At 47.4% G+C, this 17,502-nt stretch carries 17 protein-coding genes; 4 read left to right on the top strand and 13 right to left on the bottom strand.

The window, feature by feature from the left end; genetic code table 11:
• Positions 1-18: 18 nt before the first annotated feature.
• The 10 genes from CEQ48_RS07620 to vcdP all read right to left on the bottom strand — a co-directional run bounded on the left by CEQ48_RS07620 (position 19) and on the right by vcdP (position 8,888).
• Positions 19-672, bottom strand: coding sequence for a riboflavin synthase (locus tag CEQ48_RS07620; RefSeq protein WP_000493874.1), 654 nt, complete (start codon positions 670-672; stop codon positions 19-21).
• A gap of 4 nt (positions 673-676) precedes the next feature.
• Entirely contained in the window at positions 677-1,780 is a 1,104-nt protein-coding gene (gene ribD / locus CEQ48_RS07615; RefSeq protein WP_089070823.1) for a bifunctional diaminohydroxyphosphoribosylaminopyrimidine deaminase/5-amino-6-(5-phosphoribosylamino)uracil reductase RibD, read from the bottom strand.
• Positions 1,781-1,805: 25 nt separating this feature from the next.
• A complete protein-coding gene (gene nrdR / locus CEQ48_RS07610) occupies positions 1,806-2,255 on the bottom strand; it encodes a transcriptional regulator NrdR (RefSeq protein WP_000543544.1) in 450 nt (149 codons plus the stop codon).
• A gap of 99 nt (positions 2,256-2,354) precedes the next feature.
• Positions 2,355-3,605: a glutamate-5-semialdehyde dehydrogenase gene (locus CEQ48_RS07605; RefSeq protein ID WP_033932838.1), complete on the bottom strand. Its 1,251-nt coding sequence runs from the start codon at positions 3,603-3,605 to the stop codon at positions 2,355-2,357.
• 11 nt (positions 3,606-3,616) lie between these two features.
• A complete protein-coding gene (proB, locus tag CEQ48_RS07600; RefSeq protein WP_089070822.1) occupies positions 3,617-4,750 on the bottom strand; it encodes a glutamate 5-kinase in 1,134 nt (377 codons plus the stop codon).
• Positions 4,751-4,870: 120 nt separating this feature from the next.
• Complete coding sequence (gene crl / locus CEQ48_RS07595) at positions 4,871-5,260, bottom strand: sigma factor-binding protein Crl (RefSeq protein WP_089070821.1); 390 nt, start codon at positions 5,258-5,260, stop codon at positions 4,871-4,873.
• Between the two features lie 100 nt (positions 5,261-5,360).
• A complete protein-coding gene (gene frsA / locus CEQ48_RS07590) occupies positions 5,361-6,608 on the bottom strand; it encodes an esterase FrsA (RefSeq protein WP_089070820.1) in 1,248 nt (415 codons plus the stop codon).
• A 96-nt stretch (positions 6,609-6,704) separates the two neighbouring features.
• Positions 6,705-7,169, bottom strand: a complete 465-nt coding sequence (gpt, locus tag CEQ48_RS07585; protein WP_000037415.1) for a xanthine phosphoribosyltransferase — start codon at positions 7,167-7,169, stop codon at positions 6,705-6,707.
• Between the two features lie 37 nt (positions 7,170-7,206).
• Positions 7,207-8,499, bottom strand: coding sequence for an NCS2 family permease (locus CEQ48_RS07580; protein ID WP_000890416.1), 1,293 nt, complete (start codon positions 8,497-8,499; stop codon positions 7,207-7,209).
• A 323-nt stretch (positions 8,500-8,822) separates the two neighbouring features.
• Positions 8,823-8,888 carry a small protein VcdP gene (gene vcdP, locus CEQ48_RS20650; protein ID WP_481144453.1) on the bottom strand — a complete coding sequence of 22 codons (66 nt, stop codon included), beginning with the start codon at positions 8,886-8,888 and terminating at the stop codon, positions 8,823-8,825.
• A gap of 488 nt (positions 8,889-9,376) precedes the next feature.
• Here vcdP and CEQ48_RS07575 point away from each other — a divergent pair, with 488 nt between their 5' ends.
• The 4 genes from CEQ48_RS07575 to CEQ48_RS07560 all read left to right on the top strand — a co-directional run bounded on the left by CEQ48_RS07575 (position 9,377) and on the right by CEQ48_RS07560 (position 13,476).
• Positions 9,377-10,849 (top strand): aminoacyl-histidine dipeptidase, encoded by a 1,473-nt coding sequence (locus tag CEQ48_RS07575; protein WP_089070819.1) that lies wholly within the window; start codon positions 9,377-9,379, stop codon positions 10,847-10,849.
• Between the two features lie 233 nt (positions 10,850-11,082).
• A complete protein-coding gene (locus CEQ48_RS07570) occupies positions 11,083-11,526 on the top strand; it encodes an ATP-dependent zinc protease family protein (RefSeq protein WP_000660269.1) in 444 nt (147 codons plus the stop codon).
• On the top strand, positions 11,523-12,428 hold the full coding sequence (gene rimK, locus CEQ48_RS07565) for a 30S ribosomal protein S6--L-glutamate ligase (RefSeq protein ID WP_000689982.1): 906 nt from the start codon (positions 11,523-11,525) through the stop codon (positions 12,426-12,428). Before CEQ48_RS07570 ends, rimK begins: the two co-directional genes overlap by 4 nt.
• On the top strand, positions 12,388-13,476 hold the full coding sequence (locus tag CEQ48_RS07560; RefSeq protein WP_089070818.1) for a succinylglutamate desuccinylase/aspartoacylase family protein: 1,089 nt from the start codon (positions 12,388-12,390) through the stop codon (positions 13,474-13,476). The genes rimK and CEQ48_RS07560 overlap by 41 nt, the downstream gene beginning before the upstream one ends.
• 71 nt (positions 13,477-13,547) lie before the next feature.
• Here CEQ48_RS07560 and CEQ48_RS07555 read toward each other — a convergent pair whose 3' ends face one another.
• From CEQ48_RS07555 to CEQ48_RS07545, 3 genes are all read right to left on the bottom strand, one after another.
• Complete coding sequence (locus tag CEQ48_RS07555) at positions 13,548-14,903, bottom strand: sodium-dependent transporter (RefSeq protein WP_089070817.1); 1,356 nt, start codon at positions 14,901-14,903, stop codon at positions 13,548-13,550.
• Positions 14,904-15,059: 156 nt separating this feature from the next.
• On the bottom strand, positions 15,060-16,577 hold the full coding sequence (locus CEQ48_RS07550) for a sensor domain-containing diguanylate cyclase (RefSeq protein WP_089070816.1): 1,518 nt from the start codon (positions 16,575-16,577) through the stop codon (positions 15,060-15,062).
• Positions 16,578-16,639: 62 nt separating this feature from the next.
• On the bottom strand, positions 16,640-17,410 hold the full coding sequence (locus CEQ48_RS07545; protein WP_089070815.1) for a YggN family protein: 771 nt from the start codon (positions 17,408-17,410) through the stop codon (positions 16,640-16,642).
• Positions 17,411-17,502: the final 92 nt, after the last annotated feature.

Here is a 17,502-nt window from a genome sequence, read left to right as displayed (position 1 = left end):
AGTCTCTGAGAGCAGAGATTAAGCAAAACCGTTTTGTTGCAAAAATGCCATGGTCAGACGCGATTGAGGTTCACTCTCTTGCTGACCTTGCAGTAAACGCTCCATGTAACGTGCCAATACATCCACTTCCAGATTGACTCGGCGTCCCACTTGGAATTCATCGATAGTGGTTTCTGCGCTGGTGTGGGGCACTATGGTCAGTTTAAACGCGTTTTTACGCAGATCATTGACCGTTAAACTGATGCCATCAACGGTAATCGAGCCTTTTTCTGCCACGTATTTGCTGATTTCTGCAGGCATATTGACCCACAGATCCACCGCACGCCCCACAGGAATACGCTCGACGATTTCACCTACGCCATCCACATGCCCTGAGACGATATGACCACCAAAACGGGTCGTGGGCAGCATGGCTTTTTCAAGGTTAACGCGATCGCCAACCTGATACTGTGCAAAGCCCGATTTTTTGAGGGTTTCCATCGACAGATCCGCGCTAAAACTACGCTGATCAAAGGCCACAACCGTTAAACAGACGCCATTGGTGGCAATACTGTCACCGAGTTTAACATCGCCCATGTCCAGCTTACCCACATCCACACTAATGGTGACGTCGCTGCCTTTGGGGATAATAGCGGTCAGCTTGCCAACCGCTTCAACAATACCTGTAAACATAATGCTAATCTTTTGTTTTTGGGGTGGCGATGATCCGCAAATCTGCCCCCACCATTCGACAATCTTCTATTTTGAGTTCAATGGCCTCAGCCATTTCCGTCAAACCGAGCGCGCCAAATAAACCACAGCCATCACTGCCCATCAGTTTCGGCGCTAAATAGAGAATGATTTCATCCACCAACTTTTGCTCAATCAAGGATTTCGCTAATTGGCTCCCCGCCTCTACCCATACTTGATTCACATTGTGTTGCTGAGCGAGTTGTGCCAAAAGCTCACGCAAATCAAGCTTTCCGTTCTCAGCAGAGATACAGAGTTCGGCATTCTCGCTGGCAACTCGCAGCACGGGTGAAGGTGTTTGGTATAACGCTAACTCTGGATGCAATTGATGTTGACGATCCAAAATCACCCGCAGTGGCTGACGCAAATCCGCTTCTGCGTATTGCGCCTGTACCGATGATGGTAAATCGTGCCAACGCACCGCCAGAGAAGCATTATCCGCCAGCACCGTTTGACTGGTGGAGAGAATCGCACTGGCTTGCGCGCGAAACCGCTGAACATCTTTACGTGCTGCAGGAGAGGTAATCCACTGGCTTTTACCGTTAGCGAGCGCGGTTTGTCCATCGAGACTCGCCGCCATTTTAAGCTGCACATAAGGCATGCCGGTTTCCATACGCTTTAGAAAACCGCGGTTGAGTGCTCGTGCATCCGCTTCCAACAACCCCACTTCAACCTCAATCCCGGCATCACGCAACATTTGTACGCCCTTCCCCGCCACTTGTGGGTTAGGGTCTTGCATTGCGCAAATCACTTTCGCAACCCCAGCTTTAATAAGCCCTTCAGCACAAGGCGGTGTGCGACCATAATGAGAGCAAGGCTCTAAAGTGACATAAGCGGTCGCACCGCGAGTAAGCTCTCCGGCTTGGCACATCGCATGCACTTCAGCATGGGGTTCGCCCGCGCGAAAATGGAAACCTTCCCCTACAATCTGCTCACCGCGAGTGATCACGCAGCCGACATTAGGATTAGGAGAAGTGGTAAAACGCCCGCGCCACGCAAGTTCAATCGCGCGAGACATCATTTGATGATCAAAAGAGGTAAACATAGGCATAATCGCTTTCAGTTAATCCTATCGGTTAGTCCTGCAGTTTGGCGATCTCCTCGCCAAATTCACGGACATCTTCAAAACTACGATATACGGATGCAAAGCGAATATAGGCCACTTTATCTAGCACTTTCAGCTGTTCCATCACCAAGTTACCAATCAGTTTACTCGGAACTTCACGCTCGCCAGTGGCACGTAGCTTAGATTTTATGGTGCTGATCGCCAGTTCAATCGCATCGGCACTCACTGGGCGCTTTTCCAATGCGCGCTGCAAGCCACCAATCATTTTCTCTTCATCAAAAGGCTCACGATTACCATTCGATTTGATCACGCGCGGCATCACTAACTCCGCGGTTTCAAAGGTGGTAAAGCGCTCATTACAAGCCAGACACTGACGACGACGGCGCACTTGATGTCCGTCAGCCACCAGACGTGAATCGATCACTTTGGTATCGTTTTCAGAACAGAAAGGACAATGCATATTACCTCCATAACAAGGCAACCAGTGTAGCCGATGTGCTGTTGAGAGCCAAAGAAAAAGGGGCGCGAAGCCCCTTTACATCACATCTTTGCTTGAATTTTAGCTGCGTGACAGGTAATTGGCTTTGCCCACCCACTTGTAGCTGGTGAGCTCTTCCAGCCCCATCGGGCCACGCGCGTGCAGTTTTTGTGTTGAGACTGCCACTTCTGCGCCTAAACCAAACTGTGCACCGTCAGTAAAACGCGTAGAAGCGTTGACATACACCGCCGCTGAACCAGCCGTATTCACAAACAGCTCAGCGTTATAGAGATCGTTGGTCATGATCGCATCGGAATGACTCGCATTGTGCTCACGCATATGCTCAATGGCTTCTTGTACATCCTGTACCACTTTCACCCCTAAGGTGTAGCTGAGCCATTCGGTATCAAAATCGCCCGCTTGCGCATCACGCAGCTCAGCCGCGGCATTCATCAACGCCTTGGCTTTTGGCTCCGCCACAAACGCCACTTTGCCATTCAGTTTTGCGATGAGTTTGTCTAGTAACGGTTTGGCAATCGCTTGATGGACTAACAAGGTATCTAGCGCATTACACGCCGATGGGCGCTGCACTTTAGCGTTTTCAATCACGGCAACCGATTTATCCAGATCGGCACTTTCATCCACGAAAATATGGCTAATGCCAAAACCGCCAATGATCACAGGCACAGTGCTGTTTTCTTTGCACATTTTGTGCAGGCCCGCACCGCCACGTGGGATGATCATGTCGACGTAATCATCCATTTTCAGGAGTTGCGTCACCAGTTCACGATCCGGCTTTTCAATGTACTGCACGGAAGCTGCTGGTAGACCTGCTTTATCCAACGCCGACTGGATCACTTTGACCAGTTCCATGTTAGAGAAAAACGTCTCTTTGCCACCGCGCAAAATCGCGGCGTTACCGGTTTTTAAACACAGCGCCGCAATATCAATGGTGACGTTAGGGCGAGCTTCATAAATGACGCCGACCACACCAAGGGGTACGCGACGGCGTGCCAATGACATGCCGTTTTCCAACACTCGGCTATCAATTTCGCTGCCGACGGGATCGTTCAATTTGATCACGTTACGCACATCGTTGGCGATTGCTTGCAAGCGAGACTCATTGAGCAGCAAACGATCCAGCATGGCATCAGACAAACCCGCTTCGCGCCCCAGCGCAATATCTTTTGCGTTCGCGGCAAGAATGCTCGCGCTTTGCGCTTCCAATTGATCGGCCATAATGGCGAGAGCCTGATTTTTTTGCGCGGTACTGGCGGTAGCCAGTTGGAAAGAGGCCGCTTTGGCCGCTTTACCGAGTACGGTTAAATCCATCATTCTCTCCTTTATTCTTGAATCACGACCATGTCGTCGCGGTGGATCACTTCTGAGCCGTGATCGTAGCCTAAAATATCGATGATCTCTTTACTGTGCTTACCAGCAATTTGCGCCAACTCGTCATTAGAGTAAGCCGCGATGCCGCGCGCAATCAGATGACTTTGCTTGTCCAGTACCCGCACCACTTCACCACGGGCGAACTGACCTTGCACTCGCACCACACCTTTGGCGAGCAAGCTGCTGCCCTTGGTTTGCACCGCTTTCACTGCGCCATCGTCAATCACGATATCGCCTGATGCCGCTGGGCCAGCCAAAATCCAGCGTTTGCGGTTTTCTAACGCTTCTTCCAAAGCTAAGAAGCGCGTGCCTTGTGGCTCATCACTTAAGGAGTCAAAAATCACATTGGGCGCACGACCTGCCGCAATGATGACTTCAATACCAGCACGACGAGCAATGTCCGCCGCTTGCAGCTTGGTGGCCATGCCGCCCGTACCGAGTGTAGTGCCACTGCCACCAGCAATTTTGCGCAGTGTGTCATCAATGGTGGTCACTTCTTTGATCAGTTGGGCATTAGGATCTTTACGCGGGTCGGCGGTGAACAAGCCTTTTTGATCGGTCAACAGCAGCAGCTTATCCGCGCCACACAAAATACCGACCAGCGCCGATAAGTTATCGTTGTCACCGACTTTGATTTCATTGGTCGCTACCGCATCGTTTTCGTTGACCACAGGCACAATGCCGTTTTCAACTAACGCATTGATGGTGTCACGCGCATTAAGGAAACGCTCACGGTCATCAAGATCAGCACGGGTGAGCAGCATTTGACCAATTTTGATACCGTAAATCGCAAACAGCGATTCCCATACTTGAATCAAACGACTTTGCCCAACCGCCGCCAGCAGCTGCTTGCTGGAGATCGCGTTGGGCAGCGCAGGGTAACCTAAGTGCTCACGGCCTGCCGCAATGGCACCCGAGGTCACGATCACTACCGAGTGACCTTGTTTTTTGAGTTCAGCACACTGGCGTGCCAGCTCAACCATATGAGCTCGATCCAGCGCGAGAGTACCACCGGTCAGAACACTGGTTCCCAGCTTCACAACAACCGTTTGTGGAGCCTTTACGCTTCGTTGATTTGTAGTCATGATTGCTTCTGTCGAGAAAAACTTTAAGAGACGATGTTTTAGCAATCCACACTGCAATGCACAAGCAGAAAAAGGTGCAAAAGCACCTTTTTCTTCGGGTTATCGATTGAACAGGGTTAATTAGGCAAAATCCGCAGACTCGCTAGCAACACTCACGGTAATTTCGAAACGTTCGCGTAACGTTTTGACTAACTTTTTGTGAAATTCAACCTGAGTGTGATTAACTTCAGTTTGTGCCGCTTCAGGGATCGCTTCCGCAACCCAATCTCCCGCAAGCGTATAGCGACCGATATGGTAGCAAGCTGACATTTCTTGCTCATTTTGCGTCAACTCCATCCACCAACCCCAAAATTCACGCTTCTCAGGGGACTTTTTATCGTTAACACAAAAAGCGAGACAATCAAATAGGTAGAATCGCTCACTACACTGCCCTTCACGTAAATAAGGGCCAATGGCTTTCAGGGTCGAGAGCAGGCGGTAGTGGGTAGGTTTTTTGGTCATCTCTGACATAGTTCATCTCCATAAGCAGCAATAAGCATCTTTTCATGTTGTTATTGGGCGAATAATTTACGCCTCTTAATACTTACTCTTGATGACTTTTATGGAAATGTCACTTGCAAAGTTCATCTTCTAACCAGTTTATTGCCAAATCGAGGGATTGCTCATATCCCTGTGAAATGGTTTTACTTTTTACTTTCTTTGCTTGCCCACCTTGACTAAAGAGTGCCACGAGTTGGTTGTCTGAATAAGGTGATACCGGATCCCCTTCCAATCCCAGTGCTAAAATCGGCGTTTTGGTTCTGCGGCCAGACATAAAACCTTGTACTTTCAGTGACCACGCCATCAGTTGCCCAGCTAAACTGCGTACATCCACCACATTTTTGCCTAAGCGTGATGCCAGAACATCAAGATACATTTTGGGCATGGCGGCCAATTTATTCGGAGATGTGAAAATATCGTGGATTGGAGCACCCAACGCGACACACGCTTTGACTTTGTCAGACTCTAAAAATGCAAGGCGCGCCATTGCATTGCCGCCAAATCGGAAACCAATCAGCCCGATACGGAAATGATCCACCCAAGGCAGATCCGCCAATTGATTCAATACAGCCTGATGTAAACAGGATGAATCCTCTGTCAGTGGCCATTGTGAACTGGCACCCAGCGATGGCATATCAATCGTGAGCATGGCAATATCTCGCTTCGATAAATAATCACGAAACAGACGCCACATATCGGTTTGCAGACTATCCAAACCAGCACTGACTAACACCACAGGCTTAGGTGAGTCGGTATTGCACAGGTGTAAATAACCCGCGATTTTTTTGTTTTGGTAGGAAAACTCTAAACGCTTAACCACAAATCCCGTAAGCTTAGCCCCCTCTTGATAGGCATTGTTCGCCAGAACTTGTGCTTGGAGAGCCAAGTTATCGTTTTTGAGATGAGGGTAACCTGCGATGCTATAGCAAAGTGCAGCGGTGAACATTTCGTCAGCGGCATCTTCCCCTTGTTGCTCTGCGGCTTGCTTTTGATGCTGCATGCCAACGCGCGTCCATTCGTAGGTCCAGTTACCACTGCGATATCCCATCACAGTATCAAGCCACTCATCGTGAGTGCGCGAATGCTTAGAAGAGGCAATCCGCGCGAGGATCTCTTCCTGCTCAACCGGATCAACGCCCTGCCAAATCCACTGCAAACGGCGCAAATTACGGTACCAAGCTTGGGATGATTGTTCTCGGCGAGTGTCTAACAGCTCTAAACTGCTTGGCATATATTGGGTAAGCGAAGATGTCTCTTTAGCTTGTTTGTGATTTTGAAACAGGGTCTCAGACAGGTTTTTGCTGCTCGCTTCTGACATGACAAGTCTCTTTACTGGCGTTGCGCTAAGTTGGGCTAACAGTAGTAAAAAAAAATGACCCTTGAAAGGGTCATTTTCAAATTCTCGGCAAAAAGACTATTTTTGCTTGCGATTAACTGGCTCAACATAAGACAGCACCATGTCCCATGGTTGCTCGATCCAAGTGTCTTGTGGAATATCAACCACGTACTCGTCAACCAAGTCTTTACCCGCAGGTTTAGCACAGACAGTCACAAATTTCGCTTTCGGATACATTTCACGGATTTTACGTGCGGTATCGCCGCTATCGACCAGATCATCAATGATCAGGAAACCTTCTCCGTCATGCTCTGGTGCTTTAAGAACAGTCATATCACGCTGGTGATCATGGTCATAGCTAGAGATACACACCGTATCCACATAGCGAATGCCCAACTCACGAGCGAGAATAGCAGCAGGAACTAAGCCACCACGGCTGACACCCAAGATACCTTTCCATTGTTCTGCAGGCATTTGACGCTGTGCAAGTTCACGGCAGTAATGTTGCATATTGTCCCAGGTGATAACGAATTTTTTGCTCATGTGATAAACCTAAATTGAATTTTTATAATGTCTTCTCTTACGCCGCCAAAATGTATTTGATGACAAAAATGGCCGCCATAACCCATACACTGAGAGAGACGCTGCGTCCTTTACCACTGAAAAGTTTGATTGCGGCATAAGCAATAAAACCGAGTGAGATACCTTCCGCAATCGAGAATGTCAGAGGCATCATCAAACAGGTAACAACAGTGGGTGCCGCTTCAGTCAGATCACGCCAATCAATGCTCACTAACCCCGACATCATCAGAATAGCCACATAGAAAAGTGCACCGGCCGTCGCATAAGCTGGGATCATACCCGCTAGTGGCGAGAAGAATAATGCAAGAAGGAACAAAATGCCAACCACCACAGCAGTTAAACCAGTACGGCCACCAACAGCAACACCGGAGACACTTTCAATATAAGAAGTGGTGTTTGAAGTACCGAGCAGAGCGCCGACAGACGTTGCCGTCGAATCCGCCAACAGGGCACGATTCAGGCGTGGAATTTTGCCATCTTTTTCGATCAATCCCGCTTTGGTTGCAACGCCAACCAAGGTACCCGCAGTGTCAAATAGGTCAACAAACAAGAACGCAAACACCACAGAAATCATGCCGATCTCAAAGACAGCAGAGAAATCGAGTTGCATGAAGGTCGGCGCGATACTCGGAGGCGTAGACATAATGCCGCCCCATTGCACATCACCAAATACGAGACCGAGAGCTGTCACCGCTAAAATAGCGATCATCACCGCGCCTTTGACGCCGCGATAGACTAAACCAATAGTCAGGAAGAAGCCCACCGCTGCCAACACCGCATGCAGCGAGGTGATTGCGCCTAAAGAAACCAGCGTAGCCGGATTATCAACCACAATGCCTGCATTTTTTAATGCGATGAAAGCCAAGAATAGACCAATACCCGCCGAGATACCGGTGCGTAAAGAATGTGGAATTGAGTTGATGATCCACTCACGGATTTTGAACAAGCTGAGTAGAATAAACAGCACGCCCGAGCAGAACACCGCGGCCAGAGCGACTTGCCAAGTGTGTCCCATACCCAGAACCACACCATAAGTGAAGAAGGCGTTAAGCCCCATACCTGGCGCTTGAGCGATAGGATAATTGGCAATAAAACCCATAATGAAACAGCCAATCGCGGCCGCCAAACAGGTCGCCACGAAAACCGCACCGCGATCCATTCCCGCATCCGACAAAATGGCTGGGTTAACAAAAATAATGTAAGCCATGGTCAGGAAAGTCGTGACCCCAGCGAGGATCTCAGTGCGCACGTTAGTGCCGTATTCACTGAGTTTAAAAAGCTTTTCCAGCATGTTCGAATCCTTTAGTGGTAAAAAAGTAAACGGTTGCGTAAACGATTGGCGGCGATTATAGAGTTATCAAAAAACAAATTCCAGACACAATTCTGACTGTAAGCGGGTTTTCTAACCAAAAAGGGAATCTGTCGATGAGAAGATAAGTCAATTGCTCAATGCCAACAGAATGTTGCGATCAAGTTCGAATAGGGAAGATTTTTTGAGGATAAAAAAACGCCACCTCAAGTGAGATGGCGGTGAATCATATCGACCAAATTTGGTCGTCAATAAATTCCAATTTAGGGGTGAACAAAACTTGTTCGAGACGCAAAAGTTGCGTATCAGTAGCCGAAGCTACGGGGGTATGCAAAGTTACCGGTGTACACAGAGTGTTGGTTCCAGAACATTACAGACGATAAACCTTTATTCATAACTATCACCATTAAAATCAAAACTGTTTACTTGATTTCTCGGTTCCATGGAGGCGATAAATCGGACTCATCCTTTGAGCGTTTTCTCTTCGCTAGCGAAGTTGTACACAAATATACCACCAAGAAATTAAATTACAACACTTAAGGTGATTAAAATCACAAAAATCATTTAAATTGATCTTTGTCAGCATTTTTTAGTAATTTAATTACAACTTTATTAAGAAAAATTACAGTTAAAGTGCATGAAGATGCATTTGCCTACCTCAGTCACGTTACGTCTTCTTATTATTCCTGACGCTAGCCGATGATCAAAACCCGTTTTCCTGCCACTTTTGACCTACACCCTGCCCCTGCACAGTGATATGCTGTGCAACGAAAGTACCTACCTGTTACAGGCTAATTCTCTGCCACGACCCAGCTCTGGAGAGAGGATACACGGGAAAAATTACAGTAAGGAGTCATCTGTGTCTGAGTTCCAAACCGAAATCAGTAAGTTATCGTCAAATCCAATTTGGCCATTTTTCGCCACTATCTGTTCCATCCCACACCCTTCAAAACATGAAGAGGCATTAGCTCAATACATTATCAACTGGGCTAAAGAACAAGGGTTGGCCGTTCGTCGTGATGAGACTGGTAACGTCTTTATTAAAAAGCCAGCGACACCGGGCATGGAAAATCGTAAAGGTGTGGTACTTCAAGCGCACATTGATATGGTGCCGCAAAAAAATGAAGACACAGCGCATGATTTCACCAAAGATCCGATCCTGCCTTATATTGATGGTGAATGGGTTACCGCTCAGGGCACTACGCTTGGCGCGGATAATGGTATCGGCATGGCTTCTTGCCTAGCAGTACTGGCTTCTAAAGAGATCCAACATGGTCCAATTGAAGTTCTACTGACTATTGATGAAGAAGCAGGCATGACCGGCGCTTTTGGCCTCAAAGAAGGTTGGCTGGAGGGCGACATTCTGCTCAATACCGACTCTGAGCAAGAAGGTGAAGTCTATATGGGCTGCGCGGGAGGCGTGAACGCCGAGTTCACTTTCTCCATTGAGCGTGAAGCGATCCCTGCTGGTTATGTTGGTCGCCAACTGATCTTAAAGGGTTTGAAAGGCGGTCACTCGGGTTGTGATATTCACACTGGCCGTGGTAACGCTAACAAGCTGATGGCGCGCTTTCTTGCAGGCCATGCGAAAGAATTAGATCTGCGCTTAGTCGAATTCCGTGGCGGTAGTCTACGTAATGCGATCCCGCGTGAAGCTTTTGTCACCGTCGCCTTGCCAGAACAGCACGTAGCCAAATTAGAAACCCTATTCCACCGCTACACTGAGCTACTCAAAGCCGAGCTGGGTAAAGTTGAAACTCACTTGGTGACTTTCCTTGAAGCCAAAGAACTGCAAAGTGAAGTGCTGACCGCGCACACTCAACAACGTTTTGTTGCCGCTCTGAACACGTGTCCAAACGGTGTGATCCGCATGAGTGATGATATTGCAGGTGTTGTAGAAACCTCACTCAACGTGGGAGTGATCACTACAGAAGCAAACAAAATCAAAGTGCTGTGCTTGATTCGCTCCCTGATGGATTCTGGCCGCCACCAAGTCGAGGGCATGTTGCAATCGCTGGCACAACTTGCGGGGGCTGAGCTGGAGCTTTCTGGTGCTTACCCTGGCTGGAAACCCGATGCTGATTCTGAAATCATGCATATTTTCCGTGATATGTATGAAGGCATTTATGGCCACAAACCGAACATCATGGTGATCCACGCGGGTCTTGAGTGTGGGCTGTTCAAAAAACCCTATCCAAACATGGATATGGTCTCTTTCGGTCCAACCATCAAGTTCCCACATTCGCCGGATGAAAAAGTGAAGATCGACACGGTTGATCTGTTCTGGCAACAGATGGTGGCGCTACTCGCCAATATCCCAGTGAAAGCCTAACCGCTAAGAAGCCGAGTGCATAACTCGGCTTTTTTATATCAATTTTTTTTGTCGAAAAGGAAAATTTAATTCATTAGCTTGAGTTTGAGGTTGGCTGCTAGAGTTCGCCCCCTTGAAGTTCCCAGAGTTATTCACCAAACTCTCTTCAAGCGACAACTGGCCAAATGCGAGTTGTTTCGAGGGTGCTGCTTGTCCTTAGCGGTATCTGAAATTCTCAAACTAATGAAATTGCGATGAAAGAAAAAATGATTGTCGGATGGCGTGAGGAACTCAGCCTTCCAGGGTTAGGTATTGAACGCATTAAAGCGAAAATCGATACCGGAGCCCGAACGTCTTGCTTGCACGCGTTCAAAGTGGAGAGCTTCACTAAGGAAGGAGCTCAATGGGTTCGTTTTTGGATCCATCCGATGCAAAAGAATGATCAGCTAGTGAATGTGTGTGAAGCCGAGGTGATTGACGAACGTGTAGTTCGCGATTCCGGTGGCCACGAAGAAAAGCGCTACGTCATTCGATCGGAACTTAGCTTTGGTGGCCAAATTTGGCCAATTGAGATCACCTTGACCAATCGAGAAAATATGGCTTTTCGTATGTTGTTAGGACGTACCGCCATGCACCATCGAATCATGGTCGATCCTACAAAATCGTTTTTAATCCCTTTCGAGGAGCCGAGTAAATGAAAATTGGTATTCTGTCGCGTAACGCTTCGCTGTATTCGACAAAGCGTTTGATAGAAGCGTGCAAACAGCGTGGCCATGAAGTTCGAGTGATTGATGCCTTGCGCTGCTACATGAATATCAACTCTGACAAACCGGAGATTCATTACAAAGGCGAAGAGCTAGCCGGTTTTGATGCTGTGATTCCTCGTATCGGTGCTTCTGTCACTTTCTACGGTACTGCTGTACTGCGCCAGTTTGAAATGATGGGCGTTTACCCAGCCAATGAATCCGTTGCCATTACTCGCTCTCGTGACAAGCTGCGCTCCATGCAATTGCTCTCTCGTCGCGGCATTGGTATGCCAATCACGGGTTTTGCGAGCAAGCCGGATGATGTCAAAGACTTGCTCGATATGGTCGGCGGCGCGCCAGTGGTGATTAAGCTATTAGAAGGCACACAAGGCATCGGCGTGGTATTGGCAGAAACCCGTACTGCGGCGGAAAGCGTTATTGAAGCGTTCATGGGGCTCAAAGCCAATATCATGGTGCAAGAGTACATCAAAGAAGCAGGCGGTGCGGATATTCGCTGCTTTGTGATTGGTGATAAAGTGATTGCAGCGATGAAGCGCCAAGGCGCAGATGGTGAGTTTCGCTCGAACCTGCATCGTGGTGGTACGGCATCATTGGTCAAAATCACCCCTCAAGAGCGTAAAACGGCGATTGAAGCTGCCAAAATTATGGGATTGAATGTAGCGGGCGTAGATCTGCTGCGTTCTGCCCGCGGCCCACTGGTGATGGAAGTGAACTCCTCACCGGGTTTAGAAGGCATTGAAGCCGCGACGGGGAAAGACATTGCGGGTATGATCGTCGAATTCATAGAGAAAAATGCAGCCAGTAAAAGGACTAAAACTCGTGGCAAAGGCTAAAAAGCACGGCGACTTTTCATTTTTGGGGGAAACTATTCCCCCATCCTCAAGGCGGGTCATCGAACTCGAAGCTGCCAAACTTTATACCGACTCCCCTCTTTCCATTCCGATAGAAGTTATCCATGGCTCGGCACCTGGCCCAGTGTTGATGATCAACGCGGCCATTCATGGTGATGAACTCAACGGCGTAGAAATTATTCGCCAGCTACTTAACACTCTCGACGGAAAAAAACTCAAAGGCACATTGATTGCCGTTCCCATCGTCAACGTTTTCGGCTTTATTCATAAATCACGTTACTTACCTGATCGGCGCGACTTGAACCGCTGTTTTCCCGGTAGTGAAAGAGGATCATTAGCTTCGCGCATGGCGCACACCTTTTTTTCCCAAGTCGCCGAGCGTTGTGATTACATTCTCGATCTGCATACCGGAGCGATTCACCGAACCAACCTACCACAAATTCGTGCCGATCTGAGCAACAGCGAAACCCTACGCATTGCACAAGCCTTTGCTACTCCAGTGATCATTGATTCACCTTTACGCGATGGCTCACTGCGTAGTGAAGCGGAAAAGCAGCAGATCCCCGTCTTAACTTATGAAGCGGGGGAAGCACTGCGTTTTGATCCTGTCGCGATTAATGCAGGAATTATCGGTATTAAGCGAGTCATGCAGGCGATTGGAATGCTCCGATCCAGTCGCAAAAAAACGCCAACCTCAGTCATTGCGAAATCCACCAGTTGGTTACGCGCCGAAGCTGATGGCATTTTGCGTACACTCGTTTCCTTAGGAGATAAGGTCGAAAAAGGCCAAGTGTTAGCTTACATCAACTCCCCACTTGGCAAGCTAGAAGTGGAAATTCGTGCTAACAAGAGTGGCATTGTTATTGGCCAACAGACACTTCCCTTGGTTAACGAAGGTGATGCCGTATTCCACCTAGCCTATTTCCATCAAGGTGATGAAATCATTGAGCAAGTGGTGGGAGAATTCATCGAAGAGTTGACCGAAGCGGATTTAGAACCGTTAACAACAGGTCATATTGTCACTCTCTAAACGCTGAATTTTCTGAATTGAAAAAGCCCTCATAACGAGGGCTTTTATTTATTCATTTATACGAATATGACTTAACCAAACGAAGCCCAGATAACCGTAGCTACCAAAATTGGGCAGACAAATTTCACATACCAAGGCCAGATTTTGCCAAATAAGCTTTGTTGCAGTTCCGGAAATCCGGCTTGCAGCTCTTTCATTTTGGCATCACGCTGCCACACCCAACCACCAAATAGACAGAACATTAAGGCGGCAGTAGGCTGCAAATATTGCGTCGCTAGAGTGGCAACCAAACCAAATAGTGCACCAAAGTTATAGACAATCACCACACTAAACAGGGCAATCAAACCACCCAACAACCAGCTGGTTGGCGTACGGCGAGTATTGAAACGCTCCCCCACCAGTGCAACCGGACATTCAAGCATGGAGATAGAAGAAGTGAGCGCTGCGATGGTGAGCAGAAGGAAAAACACCATGGCGAAAATCTGTCCCAGTAAGCCCAAGCTATCAAACATCAAAGGTAATACGGTAAAGACTAAAGTATCAGAGCTCAGCAAAGAGCCATCTTGCGCATAAATCTGCACGCCTTTATTCATTGCCACAAACATCGCTGGCAACACCACCAGACCAGCAATGAAAGCCACTGCGGTATCAACCAAAGTCACACTCATCGCCATTTTAGGCAGGTTCTCTTTCTTACTCAGATAAGAGCCGTAAATCAGCATCGAACAACCACCAATGGTTAATGAGAAGAATCCCTGCCCCATGGCCGCCAAGATCAATTTACGATCCCACACTTTTTCAAAATCAGGGATCAGATAATGCTTCAATCCTTCCCAAGCCCCTTGCTGGGTCATGATGTAGATGAACAGGACTGCAAACAGCACAAACAGAGCTGGCATCAGTCGGGTTGACCAGCGCTCAATCCCCTGCTTCACGCCACCCTGCACAATCAAGATCGTTAACACATAAAAAATCAGCGTACCAAAAAGATTACGTTCGACACTGAATCCTTTCAGCCATGCACTTGCCGCGGTTAGACCAAACAGATCGGTCATCGCCCCCAGTAAAAAACAGATAATCCAGCCACCCACAATGCTGTAAAAGGCCAAGACGGCACTGGGTACACTAAGGCCAACCCAACCAACGAATCCACCGATTTTTTTCGCAGCAGGTTGAGAGGTGAGTGAACGCATACTATCGACAGGGTTAGCTTGACCATAGCGGCCAATCGCCATTTCCACGACCAACATCGGGAAGGCGACCACAAAGATCAAAATAAGGTAGACCAATAAAAATGCGCCGCCACCATTGCTGGCCGCTTGAGTAGGAAAACCCCAAATATTACCTAAACCGACTGCAGCTCCAGCAGCCGCAAGAATAAAACCGAGACGAGAGCTGAATGTCTCACGAGAATTTGATTGTGCCATTACGACGACTCACGATACCAACACACTAGTTGACTAGTACATTAATACAAAGCAGAGATTGACTCAATCAGCAACAGAATCATTCGCTGAAAAATCACCCAATCACTTCACTTTTATCGACTCGAATCATATTTCGACCCATATGTCGTTTAAAATTTAGACAAAATTACGCACAACGTATCGATCTCTTCCACTTTCTTTCGCATGATAAAGTGCCATATCCGCTTGATGAAACAGAGAGAGATACGACTCCATTCGTGGGGAGGCGGCATACACACCGCCAATACTCACAGTCAAATATTGGCAAAGTGCATTGACTGGGTTGGTAATCGCTAACTGGGCGATTTTGCTTCTCATCTGCTGTGCATACAGCTCTGCATCAAATGCACTGTCTGACGCTAAAACAACACAAAACTCTTCCCCCCCAAAGCGAGCCACGATTTTCTCACCATGAAACTCCACTGATTGGAGAACATCGGCCACGGAACATAAGGCATCGTCACCAGCCAAATGACCAAAGCTGTCATTGAAACGTTTAAAGAAATCGATATCGACAAGAAACAGCACTAGGTAGGACTGCGGGCGATCGCTCAAATAACTTTTAAGCTGCTTTTCTAAATGGCGACGATTGGAAATGCGCGTTAATGGATCATGCTCAGACTGCCAACGTAACACTTGTTGACTATCCTCCAATTGTCCGACGATTCGGTTGATCGTAGTAGCAAATTCCTTCATTTCCGATGAGATAAAAGTACTCGCATCTGGCATTTTTCCGCCCGATGTTTTGAATTGTTGCAACACTTGACTGGCGGTCGTGATCGGTTTGATCAAGGCAATCACCACCCATAAGTTGACTAAGTACATCACCAGTGAAAAGAACAGCAAAGCGAGAATTTCCTCTGTTCGAATGAAGGGAGGATGTTTAATGTGATGATTAATTTTAAACAACACACTGGAATTACCACTGTAATCGAGTTGCTTGATGTATGAGACATCCACTTCGTCTTGCGGTAATGGCGAATCATTTTTACAGGTTAACACTTCGATATCGACACCAGTAGCTTGCTCAACCACATTCGCAAACTGAGCGCGGACTTTTTTAATAAAGATTAAATAGCCTTTATCACATGCTTTCCCTTCACTATTACACACACGAGTAGTGGCAGCTAAATAGGGTTCATCTTCCACCACCATATAGCGTACGGAGGTGGCAATTTCATTCACATTTAAACTCGCAGCCTGCTGTAAAATACGCGAAAAATCGGGTAATAGGTGCTTATAACTGATGCTCTGACCTGTCGTTGTGTCATATTTTTTACCCCAAACTAAATTGCCATCAGAGTCATAAATGAACACGCCATCCAAGAATTGTGAACTGAATGCGTGTTCACCGATATTCCTTTCCGTAAATTCAGGGGTCGGTTCAGCGATGAAGTCTGCCATTTCATCCCAAGCGGCATAATCCGCCAAAGAAGCTCCCATAGCCTTACGTTCTAAAGATACCAAGGTTTCAACCCGCTGCAATTCAGCCTGCTGTAACTGCAAAACTTGTGCGACTTCGCGATCATGCGACCAGAAATATTTAAAGGTCAGATAAAACATTAAAAAGCCCACCACCACCGCTAACGCATTGAGTGTCGTCAACCAGCGCAGGCTAAAATTATTTAAATTCATATCGCCATCGTCATAGTAAACCTTACTTAGAACAAAAGAGCGCAGGTCACGCTCTTATCAGTTTAGATGGTGAAGACTTGATAGTTCTTTAGTTGAGGGATCTTTTTGTGTAATTGCTGTTCTTGTTGCGTCATTTTGTTCAGCGAGTCACACCACTCTCGTCCTTGTTTCTCAAACGTCGAGCTTTGTTCTTTTAGCTTGCTGTCCAATTTGTTTTTTAAATCCGCCATGTTTTTACCGAGCTGGCTGAGATTCACCCCACCTTCTTGCTGCATTTTACTCGCCATCACATCAAACGCACTGGTAAAAAATTGCTGCGTGAGGACTTCTTTTCCCTGCGCTAATTTCTGTTGCCATCGAGCTTGCATCGCAGCAAACGTTTCAGCAGGAACAACCAAATCACCATTTTTAAAGTACTCGGCTTTCGCTTCAGCAAACAAGGTGGCTATAGAGGTTTTCACATTATTAAACGCTTGTGGGGCCTCTAAAGAGAGTGCAACATCGTCAACTAACTGATTGGCTAGCTTCAAACTATCGTCTGCCCATCGCTGAGCTTTCGGCAGTAAACTGGTCAACTGCTCACGATACTGACGTACCGCTGCCTGCTGATCTGCGCTAAGCGAAACTCTCTTACCTTGAATATAAAGATTGTTCTGCTTATCGATCAGCGCCTTATCACTGCTAGTACGCAAAATTTCGATGCGTTGAGTATTAAGATGCACTTCATTTTGGATATCCACCTGACACTGTGCCGCCCAAGTGGAGGAACTCATTAATACCGCTAAGGTTAAAAACGTTTTTTTCATGGTGTTCTCTGGCTGATTTTTTGCCAACTATAATCAATCCTAATCAATCCTAATCAATCCTACGCCAATAAATCGTCAAAAATAACGCTTCACTATCGATTATTGTTCATTCTATCAAA

This window comes from Vibrio tarriae (genome assembly GCF_002216685.1).
GTDB lineage: Bacteria > Pseudomonadota > Gammaproteobacteria > Enterobacterales > Vibrionaceae > Vibrio > Vibrio tarriae.
Note: the sequence above shows the minus strand (reverse complement) of the source record. Positions and strands in the feature narration are given on the sequence as shown.

Bases quoted from the DNA above. Each gene is read 5' to 3' on its own strand.
- CEQ48_RS07620 (WP_000493874.1), bottom strand. From the start codon at position 672: ATGTTTACAGGTATTGTTGAAGCGGTTGGCAAGCTGACCGCTATTATC.
- ribD (WP_089070823.1), bottom strand. From the start codon at position 1,780: ATGCCTATGTTTACCTCTTTTGATCATCAAATGATGTCTCGCGCGATT.
- nrdR (WP_000543544.1), bottom strand. From the start codon at position 2,255: ATGCATTGTCCTTTCTGTTCTGAAAACGATACCAAAGTGATCGATTCA.
- CEQ48_RS07605 (WP_033932838.1), bottom strand. From the start codon at position 3,605: ATGGATTTAACCGTACTCGGTAAAGCGGCCAAAGCGGCCTCTTTCCAA.
- proB (WP_089070822.1), bottom strand. From the start codon at position 4,750: ATGACTACAAATCAACGAAGCGTAAAGGCTCCACAAACGGTTGTTGTG.
- crl (WP_089070821.1), bottom strand. From the start codon at position 5,260: ATGTCAGAGATGACCAAAAAACCTACCCACTACCGCCTGCTCTCGACC.
- frsA (WP_089070820.1), bottom strand. From the start codon at position 6,608: ATGTCAGAAGCGAGCAGCAAAAACCTGTCTGAGACCCTGTTTCAAAAT.
- gpt (WP_000037415.1), bottom strand. From the start codon at position 7,169: ATGAGCAAAAAATTCGTTATCACCTGGGACAATATGCAACATTACTGC.
- CEQ48_RS07580 (WP_000890416.1), bottom strand. From the start codon at position 8,499: ATGCTGGAAAAGCTTTTTAAACTCAGTGAATACGGCACTAACGTGCGC.
- CEQ48_RS07570 (WP_000660269.1), top strand. From the start codon at position 11,083: ATGAAAGAAAAAATGATTGTCGGATGGCGTGAGGAACTCAGCCTTCCA.
- rimK (WP_000689982.1), top strand. From the start codon at position 11,523: ATGAAAATTGGTATTCTGTCGCGTAACGCTTCGCTGTATTCGACAAAG.
- CEQ48_RS07560 (WP_089070818.1), top strand. From the start codon at position 12,388: ATGCAGCCAGTAAAAGGACTAAAACTCGTGGCAAAGGCTAAAAAGCAC.
- CEQ48_RS07555 (WP_089070817.1), bottom strand. From the start codon at position 14,903: ATGGCACAATCAAATTCTCGTGAGACATTCAGCTCTCGTCTCGGTTTT.
- CEQ48_RS07550 (WP_089070816.1), bottom strand. From the start codon at position 16,577: ATGAATTTAAATAATTTTAGCCTGCGCTGGTTGACGACACTCAATGCG.